Source organism: Escherichia sp. WS3227_2 (genome assembly GCF_046486495.1).
In the GTDB taxonomy this organism is placed as follows: domain Bacteria; phylum Pseudomonadota; class Gammaproteobacteria; order Enterobacterales; family Enterobacteriaceae; genus Escherichia; species Escherichia coli.
Genome location: NZ_JBJQLG010000004.1, coordinates 37,338 through 49,350 on the forward strand (window position 1 = coordinate 37,338; position 12,013 = coordinate 49,350).

8 protein-coding genes are annotated in these 12,013 nt (G+C 52.2%); 4 read left to right on the forward strand and 4 right to left on the reverse strand.

What is annotated here, in order from left to right:
* Positions 1 to 96: 96 nt before the first annotated feature.
* The 3 genes from ACJHXB_RS06940 to glsA form a co-directional block, all read right to left on the reverse strand.
* The gene (locus ACJHXB_RS06940) at positions 97 to 1,452 is read right to left on the reverse strand and encodes a TolC family outer membrane protein (RefSeq protein ID WP_000090504.1); all 1,356 of its coding nucleotides are present in this window, start codon (positions 1,450 to 1,452) and stop codon (positions 97 to 99) included.
* 337 nt (positions 1,453 to 1,789) lie between these two features.
* Positions 1,790 to 3,082, reverse strand: coding sequence for an APC family permease (locus tag ACJHXB_RS06945; protein ID WP_000982143.1), 1,293 nt, complete (start codon positions 3,080 to 3,082; stop codon positions 1,790 to 1,792).
* Positions 3,083 to 3,084: 2 nt separating this feature from the next.
* Entirely contained in the window at positions 3,085 to 4,017 is a 933-nt protein-coding gene (glsA, locus tag ACJHXB_RS06950) for a glutaminase A (RefSeq protein WP_000883024.1), read from the reverse strand.
* 262 nt (positions 4,018 to 4,279) lie between these two features.
* Here glsA and copA point away from each other — a divergent pair, with 262 nt between their 5' ends.
* From copA to ybaK, 3 genes are all read left to right on the forward strand, one after another.
* On the forward strand, positions 4,280 to 6,784 hold the full coding sequence (copA, locus tag ACJHXB_RS06955; RefSeq protein WP_000083991.1) for a copper-exporting P-type ATPase CopA: 2,505 nt from the start codon (positions 4,280 to 4,282) through the stop codon (positions 6,782 to 6,784).
* Positions 6,785 to 7,212: 428 nt separating this feature from the next.
* Positions 7,213 to 8,007 carry a TraB/GumN family protein gene (locus ACJHXB_RS06960; RefSeq protein WP_000365154.1) on the forward strand — a complete coding sequence of 265 codons (795 nt, stop codon included), beginning with the start codon at positions 7,213 to 7,215 and terminating at the stop codon, positions 8,005 to 8,007.
* A 203-nt stretch (positions 8,008 to 8,210) separates the two neighbouring features.
* Positions 8,211 to 8,690, forward strand: a complete 480-nt coding sequence (gene ybaK / locus ACJHXB_RS06965) for a Cys-tRNA(Pro)/Cys-tRNA(Cys) deacylase YbaK (RefSeq protein ID WP_000186631.1) — start codon at positions 8,211 to 8,213, stop codon at positions 8,688 to 8,690.
* Positions 8,691 to 8,726: 36 nt separating this feature from the next.
* On the opposite strand, the gene ushA is transcribed toward ybaK, so the two are convergent.
* Entirely contained in the window at positions 8,727 to 10,379 is a 1,653-nt protein-coding gene (gene ushA, locus ACJHXB_RS06970; RefSeq protein ID WP_000771776.1) for a bifunctional UDP-sugar hydrolase/5'-nucleotidase, read from the reverse strand.
* 217 nt (positions 10,380 to 10,596) lie between these two features.
* Between ushA and fsr the strand changes: the two genes are divergently transcribed.
* Positions 10,597 to 11,817 (forward strand): fosmidomycin MFS transporter, encoded by a 1,221-nt coding sequence (gene fsr / locus ACJHXB_RS06975; protein WP_001251635.1) that lies wholly within the window; start codon positions 10,597 to 10,599, stop codon positions 11,815 to 11,817.
* Positions 11,818 to 12,013 lie beyond the last annotated feature (196 nt).

Here is a 12,013-nt window from a genome sequence, read left to right on the forward strand (position 1 = left end):
GATAAATGGCGCATATCCTTAGCGAGTCCATTTATCTAAATAAGACAAAGGTAATCACTTAACAACGAGGCATACCTGATATTAATAATGGCAGGATTATTTCAAGTCGGGTAAGTCGTTGTATAAGCCCTGTTTAATTCCCGCTAATGGAATAAGGTTATTCACCGCAGCGGCATAATTTACGGCGGCGACCCAGCCATCATAATTGGCATTTATTTCAGCCGATTGCGCCTGAAAGACATCTTGCTCGACGGTTAATAGATCATTCAGACTGCGTTTGCCCAATTTATATTCATTTTGGTACACATCTCGCGTTTTGTGCGCACTTTCGGATTGTGCTAAACCGGCTTCTTCGCGACCCCGTGCGCCTGTCCAGTTGGCATATGCCACAGACGCTCGTTGCAGCACATCCAGTTTTGCCTGTTCGACCTGCGAGGCAGAGATTTTTTGTTGCCCTTCAGCCTGTTGCACCTGGGCTGAAACTGCGCCGCCCTGATACAGCGGCGCGTTAACGTTCAGTTGTAACTGATCGTCCCAATACGAGCGGTCACTGGTCTGGTAGCGCGTTTTGCCCCCCTGAATACTGAGCGTTGGCCAGTATTGCGCTTTCGTTTTTTCCACGCCGTACTGTGCTGACTGGCGTAAGTTTTCTGCCGCCAGCACCAGCGGGATGGACTGGTAATCAATATTTTTCAGCGATACCGGCTGCTCGGCTAATTCAGCAGGTGGCGCGGCTATCGCCTCCGGCTGTACGCCAGTGAGCACCGCCAGTTGCGCTTTGGCGCTTGCCATCTGCGCCTGATATTGCTCCAGCGTTGAGCGCATTCCGGCAATGCGCGTCTGGGCTTGTAATTCATCCGACGATGAGTTCAGGCCAGCATTAGCGCGCAATGCCGCCATGTTGTAGACGTTTTCCAGCGAGTGAATATTGCGTTGAGCCGCATCGCACAAAGCCTGATAACGACTGACTTCCATATAGGCAGTCGCCGTTTTCTCTGCAACATCGGTTAATGTTGCCATCAATTTAAAGCGGTAGCTGTCACGGGCGGCAGTTTGCAGTTTGATATCGTTGTTAGTTTTACCAAAGTCATACACCAGCTGTGTCAGGGTTATGCCATACGAAACGTTGTTATCAAGCCTGCCACTGGAGTCCGTTTGTCGGGACGGTCCCGCATTGCCGGTTAATCCAACGTGCGGATACCAGGCACTTTTGGCTTCATCAATTTGCGCTTCGCCAATACCTATCTGCGCCGCCTGTTGAGTGACGTCGGGATTTCGCGCAAAGGCGCGTAATATACTTTCCTGTAAAGATAATCGGGCAACTGGCGTTACCGCTGGGGCGTTCGCCCATTGTGGCAGCGGTGCAGCAATTGTAGCTTCTCCCATCACCATAAAACTTATTAAAAAAATAAACCCATTATTTTTACGGCTTTTAAACTGGAATCGCGCCATAGATAAGTCACTTCCTTCCAGGTCATTATTTTAACTGGTTTTTATAACCAGTCTCATTTTATTAAGAAGGGTAATAACTTGTGCATCTCTTTTGTCGATCTTTGATATGGGCAAAGAAATGCAGCTAAAAAGCTTATACGTTATTTATTTAGAATACACTACGACTTTTAGATTACCATCATACACATTAAGAATAATCCACGGTAATAAGTGATTAGCATCACAGATTTATCGCGTATATATCATTTTTTTGTGACTTATTTATTAAAGGAATAAGAAAGGTAATTTGAATTAAAGACAAAGGCGCAGTACAGGCTGTACTGCGCGCAGAGAGGTGTTATACGGTTTTATTGCGCTTCATGACCATTGCCACAATAAGGCTGAGTAAGATTGCACCAATAATCCATATCAACGCACGGCTGCCCTGGGACCACAGGCTGTAGATAAAGCCAACGATCACCAACAACATCACCAACGTACCAACGATAAGAATCGGCAACGAGGCGTGAATATCATGACGCAGGCGGATCGCCACCACAAACACCGCCAGATAGCAGATCAAAAAGGTGGCGCTGGCAACGCTGGCGAGTGAGCCTAAATTCAGCGCCGCCGTCATCAGCATAATCAGCACCACGACAATGATGTTGCCCCAGGTACTCTGCCGCCACAGGGATTTATTCATTAGCTTTGGCAGTTCGCGTTCGCTGCCCATGTTGTCCATGATGTTAAACACGGCGAACAGGTTCGCGTTGATGGCTGAAGCCGTCGCCAGTAAAGCGCCGATGACGACGATCACATAACCCACATGCCCGAGCAGCGGAGAAGCTGCCTGCGCTACGGCGGTATCGGCATATTTTTCTAACTCTAATGCCGATACATCGCTAAGCAAAACCAGCGCCAGCGAGATATAAAGCAACGTGGTAACGCCAATCGCCACCAGAAACGCCCGTGGCATAATGACCTGCGGATCTTTCACTTTATCCGCCGCGTTCGCCATCATGCCAAAGCCCGCATAGGCAAGGAAGGTTATCCCGATACAGGAGAAGAACGCACCGGAGCTGGGGGGCGCAGAGACGGAAATATGCGCCGGTTGCAGCGACCAGACACCGGCAATAATCAGCAATAACAGGATCATCATTTTAATGCCGACGAGGATCACTTCCAGCCGCCCTACCGCATGGTTGCTTAAGGAGTTGAAAAGCGTCATCACCGCAATGATCCCCAACGCGTAGAGCAATATAAGGTGCTCCTCCTGGCTGCCTTCATGCAAAAACTGCACGGCATAAGCGCCAAAAGCACGGGCGACCATGGCGATGCTCACCGCCAGCGTCAACAGGTACAATAACGAGAGTGCCAGCGAAAAGACGCCGTTGCCTAATCCGCGACGAAAGAAGTCGATAATACCGCCATTGCTGGGATAGCTCGCCCCCAGGCGCGCATAGGCATAACCGGAAAACATCGCCACAATACCGCCAAAAGCAAAGGCGACCCAGGTCGAGGCTTCCATTAGCAACGCAGCCTGCCCCAGCAGCGCGAAGATCCCCGCCCCCACCATTGCCCCAATACCGATGGAAACGACGTTCCATAGACCGAGGGGTTTGTTATCGTTATTACCTTCCGTGTTCATCATGATCAGCCCTTAAACACGTTATAGCCGAGTTGCTTAGCGACCGATGCCACCATTTTTTGACCGCGAACACTGTTGCCTTCTTCGTCCAGCGGTGGTGAGAACGCGGCAATTCCCATCACGCCAGGGACGACCGCCAGAATACCGCCACCTACACCGCTTTTGCCCGGTAAACCAACGCGATACGCCCAGTCACCGGAGCGACCATACAGCCCTTCCATCATCATTTCAGCCAGAATGTACGGCACGTTGTCGGCCTGAAGAACGCGTTTATGCGTCAGCGGATTCACACCACCCGCCGCCAGCGTCGCGCCAAGCGTTGCCAGTTCAACAGTATTGATGAGCGTGGAGCACTGACGGGTGTACACGTCACAGGCTTCCATTGCATCACAATAGAGATATCCGGCGGAGTACAGCAGCCAGGCAATGGCCCGGTTATGGAAGTTGGTTGTTTGTTCCGACTGGTTGACTTCGTCAGAGAGCGCTACCTGCTCACCAGCCAGTTGTTGTTGGATATGTAAAATTCGCTGCCAGCGTTGTTCGGCATTTTCAGCGTTAATCAGGCTGGTGGTGGCAATAGCGCCAGCATTTACCAGTGGCGACAGCGGTTTGCCGCCATGCAACTCTAAGGCGATAACTGAGTTAAAGGGCAATCCGGTCGGGTCAGCGCCAACTTTGTCCTGTACCGCCTGCGGGCCGACATCTTCTAACGCAAGGGCTAACGTACAGACTTTCGAGATGGATTCCAGCGCAAAGCGGTAATCACTATCACCCGCGCGATAGATGTTGCCATCGCAGGTCACAATAGCCACTGCTGCCAGTTGACCAGGTACATTCGCCAGAAAGGGAATGTAGTCGGCATTTTGTCCGCCGTTAAGTGAGTGAAATTGGGTGTAAGCCTGATCCACTGCCTGCTGTAATTTGTTTGCATCTAACATCTTTTGTTAACTCCTTTTTATAGATGCGGGAGGTAATTCCTCACCCCGGTGCCGATTTTCAGGCATCCTGATTTAACTTAGCACCCGCAACTTAACTACAGGAAAACAAAGAGATAAATGTCTAATCCTGATGCAAATCGAGCCGATTTTTTAATCTTTACGGACTTTTACCCGCCTGGTTTATTAATTTCTTGACCTTCCCCTTGCTGGAAGGTTTAACCTTTATCACAGCCAGTCAAAACTGTCTTAAAAGGAGTGTTTTATGTCACAAACTATCGACCTGACCCTGGACGGCCTGTCCTGCGGTCACTGCGTTAAACGCGTGAAAGAAAGTCTCGAACAGCGCCCGGATGTTGAGCAGGCGGATGTGTCTGTCACTGAAGCGCACGTTACCGGGACTGCCAGTGCAGAACAGCTGATCGAAACCATCAAACAAGCGGGTTATGACGCATCTGTAAGCCACCCAAAGGCTAAACCGCTGGCGGAGTCATCAATCCCGTCGGAAGCACTGACAGCGGTTTCTGAGGCGCTTCCGGCAGCGACCGCCGATGACGATGACAGCCAGCAGTTGCTGCTGAGCGGCATGAGCTGCGCCAGCTGTGTCACCCGCGTACAAAATGCGTTGCAAAGCGTACCGGGCGTCACTCAGGCACGGGTAAACCTGGCGGAGCGTACTGCGCTGGTGATGGGCAGTGCCTCCCCACAAGATTTAGTGCAGGCGGTGGAAAAAGCGGGCTACGGCGCGGAAGCGATTGAAGATGACGCTAAACGCCGCGAGCGCCAGCAAGAAACCGCCGTCGCTACGATGAAGCGCTTCCGCTGGCAGGCGATTGTCGCACTGGCGGTGGGTATCCCGGTGATGGTCTGGGGGATGATCGGCGATAACATGATGGTCACCGCCGACAACCGCAGCCTGTGGTTGGTTATCGGCCTGATAACCCTGGCGGTAATGGTTTTCGCCGGCGGGCATTTTTACCGCAGTGCATGGAAAAGCCTGCTGAACGGCGCGGCGACAATGGATACGCTGGTGGCGCTGGGTACGGGCGTGGCGTGGCTCTATTCGATGAGCGTCAACCTGTGGCCGCAGTGGTTCCCGATGGAAGCGCGACATCTTTATTACGAAGCCAGCGCGATGATTATCGGTCTGATCAATCTCGGCCATATGCTGGAAGCGCGCGCGCGTCAGCGTTCTTCTAAGGCGCTGGAGAAATTACTCGATTTAACCCCACCGACGGCGCGCCTGGTCACTGACGAAGGTGAAAAAAACGTGCCGCTGGCAGATGTTCAGCCAGGTATGTTACTGCGCCTGACGACCGGCGACCGTGTGCCGGTAGATGGTGAGATTACTCAAGGCGAAGCGTGGCTGGATGAAGCGATGCTGACGGGCGAACCTATCCCGCAGCAAAAAGGCGAAGGCGATAGCGTCCATGCCGGGACAGTGGTACAGGACGGCAGTGTGCTGTTTCGTGCCAGTGCGGTCGGCAGCCATACTACGCTGTCACGGATCATTCGCATGGTGCGACAGGCCCAGAGCAGCAAGCCAGAAATCGGTCAACTGGCGGATAAAATCTCCGCCGTGTTTGTGCCGGTAGTGGTAGTCATTGCGCTGATCAGTGCGGCAATCTGGTATTTCTTTGGTCCGGCACCGCAGATTGTCTATACCCTGGTGATTGCCACCACGGTGCTGATTATCGCCTGTCCGTGTGCGCTGGGACTGGCGACGCCGATGTCGATTATTTCGGGCGTCGGGCGGGCGGCTGAGTTTGGTGTGCTGGTGCGGGACGCCGACGCGCTGCAACGCGCCAGTACGCTCGACACCGTGGTGTTCGATAAAACCGGGACGCTGACCGAAGGGAAGCCGCAGGTTGTCGCAGTAAAAACATTTGCTGATGTTGATGAAGCGCAAGCATTGCGTCTGGCGGCGGCGCTGGAGCAAGGTTCCAGCCACCCGCTGGCACGGGCGATCCTCGATAAAGCAGGTGATATGCAGCTACCGCAGGTCAACGGTTTCCGCACATTGCGCGGGCTGGGTGTGAGCGGTGAAGCTGAAGGTCATGCGGTATTGCTGGGCAATCAGGCGCTGTTAAATGACCAGCAAGTTGATACTAAAGCGATTGAGGCAGATATTTCAGCTCAGGCATCGCAAGGGGCAACGCCTGTGCTGCTGGCGGTTGACGGGAAAGCGGTAGCCCTGCTGGCTGTACGCGATCCATTGCGTAGTGATAGCGTGGCGGCGCTGCAACGCCTGCATAAAGCGGGATATCGTCTGGTGATGCTAACCGGGGATAACCCAACCACCGCCAATGCGATCGCCAAAGAAGCAGGGATTGATGAGGTGATAGCTGGGGTGCTGCCGGACGGTAAAGCCGAAGCGATCAAACGTCTGCAAAGTGAAGGACGTCAGGTGGCAATGGTGGGCGACGGCATTAACGACGCGCCAGCGCTGGCTCAGGCGGATGTCGGTATTGCGATGGGTGGCGGCAGTGATGTTGCCATTGAAACCGCGGCGATTACCCTGATGCGCCATAGCCTGATGGGTGTTGCGGATGCGCTCGCGATTTCCCGCGCAACGCTGCGCAATATGAAGCAGAACCTGCTCGGCGCGTTTATCTACAACAGTATCGGTATTCCGGTCGCCGCCGGTATTTTGTGGCCGTTCACCGGTACGCTGCTTAACCCGGTGGTCGCCGGAGCGGCAATGGCGCTCTCGTCGATTACCGTAGTGAGTAACGCCAACCGGTTGCTGCGGTTTAAACCGAAGGAATGATTGGTATTTACTTAATGCGTTTGTGAGATCCAGTTCTTGTTGCGCTCCTTTTATGAGTAATGCCATATAAAGTGACTGGCGCAGGGAGCGCGCAGGGGGCGGCCAATCGCCGCCGCCCCCTGCGCCCCCGGGCTCTGGCGAACAAAATCGCCGCTGCGCGGTACCCTCAGCTTATCCCTTGCGGCTACCGGGTCGGGCGCGAGGTAACATCCCTGTAAAACGCGCCCTCAGCCCACATCCATGTGGGCTGCCCCGGCCTTCAGGGAACGCCTCGGCGATTTTGACGCCACCAACACCGGTGCAGTCTTTCGTTTCAAAGCAAAAACAATTTTTTGATCATATTTAAGCTACCACTGAACAAGCCTCATAACTCCATTTGCGCCATCCCTCCCCGCGCGCTAGCATGATATTTCACAAAGGGAGGTCGTATGGATCTGTTGTACCGGGTAAAAACGCTTTGGGCCGCGCTGCGCGGTAATCATTACACCTGGCCTGCTATCGATATCTCTCTTCCCGGCAATCGCCATTTTCATCTGATTGGCAGTATTCATATGGGCAGCCACGATATGGCTCCCCTGCCCACCCGTTTGCTCAAAAAGCTCAAAAACGCCGATGCGCTGATCGTCGAGGCGGATGTTTCCACCAGCGATACGCCTTTTGCTAATTTGCCTGCCTGCGAGGCGCTGGAAGAGCGCATTAGCGAGGAGCAACTCCAAAATCTGCAGCACATTAGCCAGGAGATGGGCATTTCTCCGTCGCTCTTTTCTACCCAACCGCTGTGGCAAATCGCGATGGTTCTTCAGGCGACGCAGGCACAAAAACTGGGGCTGCGGGCAGAATACGGTATCGATTACCAGCTATTGCAGGCGGCGAAGCAACAACATAAACCCGTGATTGAACTGGAAGGGGCAGAAAACCAGATTGCCATGTTGCTCCAGCTCCCTGACAACGGACTGGCGCTGCTGGACGATACGCTGACCCACTGGCACACCAATGCACGGTTGCTGCAACAAATGATGAGCTGGTGGCTGAATGCGCCGCCGCAAAATAATGAAATAACGCTGCCTAATACGTTCAGTCAGTCGCTGTACGATGTGCTGATGCATCAGCGAAATCTCGCCTGGCGGGACAAATTATGCGCCATGCCGCCGGGGCGCTATGTGGTCGCAGTCGGTGCACTACACCTGTATGGAGAAGGGAATTTGCCGCAGATGTTGCGTTAAAAAAATGGCCAATATCGCTATTGGCCCGTCAAAGAGGAATTTCATATTTTTATTATTATGCCGTCACTTTAAGCGACGGTGTAACTCGATTGTCGCTCAATCTCACCATCCTGCCAATACTCTTAGGCAAGATGACTCTTTTTTTTGGACCGCCATCAGGCGTATGCTTGCTTCGTTTTTTTGTTTAAGGCAGGAAAATTACCATGACACCCGCAGTTAAATTGCTAGAAAAAAACAAGATTTCGTTTCAAATCCATACCTACGAGCACGATCCGGCTGAAACCAATTTTGGCGATGAAGTCGTCAAAAAATTAGGTTTGAATCCGGATCAGGTCTACAAAACGCTGCTGGTCGCAGTGAACGGTGATATGAAACACCTTGCCGTGGCCGTTACGCCGGTCGCAGGTCAACTGGATCTTAAAAAAGTAGCAAAAGCGCTGGGTGCCAAGAAAGTTGAGATGGCCGATCCGATGGTTGCGCAGCGTTCGACGGGATATCTGGTTGGGGGGATTAGCCCACTGGGGCAGAAAAAACGTCTGCCAACGATTATCGACGCCCCCGCACAAGAATTTGCCACTATTTATGTTTCCGGCGGCAAGCGCGGACTGGATATCGAACTGGCGGCAGGCGATCTGGCAAAGATCCTCGATGCCAAATTTGCTGATATCGCCCGCCGCGATTAAGCATTGTGCCGGATGCGAACATCCGGCACTTTCGGATTACTGCCAGCTCACCTCACCTTTCGGTTCATAAACACTCACATCCAGCGGCGAGCTCTTCTGGATATACGCTTTCAGCACTTCGGCATCAATAAAGCCGGTATTCACATAGCCCGGTTTGTTATCAAGGCGCGGATAGCCATCACCGCCGGTGGCATTGAAGTTTAATGTCGCCATGCGGTAAGTTTTCGCCGGATCGACCGGTTCGCCGTTGATTTTCAGGTCGTTCAGTTTGCCATCTTTCGCCACAAAGCTAACGTTGGCAAATTGCGGGTAGGCACCTGAATCTGGCTTCATTTGTGCGACGGCGGTCAGGTAATCAATCACCTCTTTACCGGTCATGTCGGCATACACCACCACATTGCCGAATGGCTGCACTTTCAGCACGTTTTTATAGCTGATATCGCCTGCTTCGATAGAATCACGAATTCCGCCTCCACTCATCACCGCAAAGTCAGCACCAGTGCGATCCATTTGGGCTGCCAGAATCAACCGCCCCATATTGGTCTGTACAAAACGCACTTTGTCACGATCGCCTTCCAGACGACCATTGGTTTCGCCTATTTTCACTTCCAGCTGCGCTTTGCCTTTGTTCTGGAACGGCGATAACAGCGAGATCATTTGCTGGTTTTCAGCGATTTCAGGAGTGTAAAGCACGCGCTCGCTTTTCCCGTCTTCCCAGGTCACTTTCTTCTTCAGGTTCACCGGAATCAGCTGGTAGTTAACCATTTTCATTTCGCCATTACGAAACTCAAAATCAGCCCGTCCCACGTATTTGCCCCACTCATGCGCCTGCACAATCCAGATGCCGTTTTGTTGATCCGGTTTACATGGCGTACCCGGCACGTAATCGACCTGTTTTTTGTTTTCTGCCGCCATGCAGACCGGATCTTGCGAGTGACCACCGACGATCATCGCCAGCGATCCGGCAGGCAGCGCGCGTGCCATCTCCACATCGCCCGGTGCGTTAGAGCCGTGCTCACCATTGTCGTAATGCCCCATATGGGTCGCCGCGATAATAATGTCTGGCTTTTCTGTCTGTTGCAGCTCCTGAATCACCAGCTTCGCTTCATCGGCGGGCTTACGGAACTCAATATCGGTGAAGTTTTCTGGGTTGCCTAACTTCGCTGTGTCATCCGTCGTCAGGCCAATAACGGCAATTTTCAGATCCTGACGCTTAAACAGCGCCCATGGTTTAAACAGGCGCTCGCCGGTACTTTTCTGGTAGATATTGGCAGAAAGTAACGGGAACTTTGCCCACTTTTCCTGCTGGCGTAATACGGTGAGCGGGTTATCAAATTCATGATTACCGATTGCCATCGCATCGTAACCCACCAGATTCATGCCGCGAAAATCAGGTTCGGCATCCTGTAAGTCAGACTCGGGCACGCCAGTGTTAATGTCGCCACCGGAAAGTAGCAGCACGCTACCGCCTTCAGCCGCAACCTCTTTGCGGATACCATCCACCAGCGTTTTTTGCGCCGCCAGACCATATTCGCCATATTCATTGCGCCAAAAATGCCCATGATGATCATTGGTGTGCAGAACTGTAATTTTGTAGGTTTTATCCTGCTCATACGCCAGAGCAGTTTCACTCGCCAGTGTAAATGTGGTTAACAGTGCTAACGCCACGCCCCGCTGCAATAATTTCATACTTCTCTCCCTGACCTGATTTCAACGTGTTGAAAAATAGTATGACGCGACATCATAGACAAGTCTGCGTCCGGTGAAGATAAATCTGCATCCAGATTAGAAATTCTGTATTCAGCGTTGAGACTTCCTTCAGGCGACGCATACAGGTATGTTAGTCGGGTAATAATCACAAATAAGATCATTCTTTACATCGCAACCCTGAAAAAGTGACTTTCCTATGGCAATGAGTGAACAAACCCAGCCTGTGGCGGGCGCGGCTGCGTCAACGACCAAGGCCCGAACATCGTTTGGTATTTTAGGTGCTATCAGCCTCTCACATCTGCTGAACGACATGATCCAATCGCTGATTCTGGCGATTTATCCGCTGCTTCAGTCAGAATTTTCTCTGACATTTATGCAGATTGGCATGATAACCCTCACCTTCCAGCTCGCCTCTTCGCTACTGCAACCAGTGGTCGGCTACTGGACCGATAAATATCCGATGCCGTGGTCGTTGCCAATTGGCATGTGCTTTACCTTAAGTGGTCTGGTGCTACTTGCGCTGGCGGGCAGTTTTGGCGCAGTTCTGCTGGCGGCGGCGCTGGTCGGTACCGGTTCATCGGTCTTTCATCCGGAATCTTCTCGCGTGGCCCGTATGGCTTCTGGCGGGCGTCATGGCCTGGCGCAATCTATCTTTCAGGTCGGCGGCAACTTTGGCAGTTCCCTGGGGCCCTTGCTGGCGGCGGTGATTATCGCGCCTTATGGTAAAGGCAACGTTGCCTGGTTTGTGCTTGCGGCACTGCTGGCGATCGTGGTGTTGGCGCAAATCAGCCGTTGGTACTCGGCACAGCACCGAATGAATAAAGGAAAACCCAAAGCGACGATTATCAATCCACTGCCGCGAAACAAAGTGGTACTGGCGGTCAGCATTCTGTTAATCCTCATTTTCTCGAAATATTTCTATATGGCGAGCATCAGCAGCTATTACACCTTTTATCTGATGCAAAAATTCGGATTATCTATCCAGAATGCTCAGCTTCATCTGTTTGCCTTCCTGTTTGCCGTTGCGGCAGGTACGGTGATCGGCGGGCCTGTAGGGGATAAAATTGGGCGGAAATATGTGATTTGGGGCTCTATCCTCGGCGTTGCGCCGTTTACGCTGATTTTACCCTACGCCAGCCTGCACTGGACGGGGGTTTTAACGGTGATTATTGGATTTATCCTCGCTTCGGCATTCTCTGCCATTCTGGTCTACGCTCAGGAGCTACTTCCGGGACGTATCGGTATGGTTTCTGGACTCTTTTTCGGTTTTGCTTTTGGCATGGGAGGTCTGGGAGCGGCAGTTCTGGGGCTTATCGCCGATCACACCAGCATCGAGTTAGTCTATAAAATCTGTGCTTTCCTGCCACTATTGGGGATGTTGACCATATTCCTGCCTGATAACCGGCATAAAGAGTGATTTCATTGCAGCCAAAGGCAAACTTTGGCTGCATCATTTTACAGTCGCCATAAGCCTTTCCTCTGTTAAACCGCCTTCAGTTTTCCGATCCGTGCTTTTTTTGCAGCTAATTCCATTTTTCTGCAAAATTCAACAATTATTCATAAACATCATCAATGAAATTGTCATAAACTATTACCTGTAATTTTGGTTTTCC

Coding starts and splice junctions, on each gene's coding strand:
- ACJHXB_RS06940 (WP_000090504.1), bottom strand. CDS start 1,452: ATGGCGCGATTCCAGTTTAAAAGCCGTAAAAATAATGGGTTTATTTTT.
- ACJHXB_RS06945 (WP_000982143.1), bottom strand. CDS start 3,082: ATGATGAACACGGAAGGTAATAACGATAACAAACCCCTCGGTCTATGG.
- glsA (WP_000883024.1), bottom strand. CDS start 4,017: ATGTTAGATGCAAACAAATTACAGCAGGCAGTGGATCAGGCTTACACC.
- copA (WP_000083991.1), top strand. CDS start 4,280: ATGTCACAAACTATCGACCTGACCCTGGACGGCCTGTCCTGCGGTCAC.
- ACJHXB_RS06960 (WP_000365154.1), top strand. CDS start 7,213: ATGGATCTGTTGTACCGGGTAAAAACGCTTTGGGCCGCGCTGCGCGGT.
- ybaK (WP_000186631.1), top strand. CDS start 8,211: ATGACACCCGCAGTTAAATTGCTAGAAAAAAACAAGATTTCGTTTCAA.
- ushA (WP_000771776.1), bottom strand. CDS start 10,379: ATGAAATTATTGCAGCGGGGCGTGGCGTTAGCACTGTTAACCACATTT.
- fsr (WP_001251635.1), top strand. CDS start 10,597: ATGGCAATGAGTGAACAAACCCAGCCTGTGGCGGGCGCGGCTGCGTCA.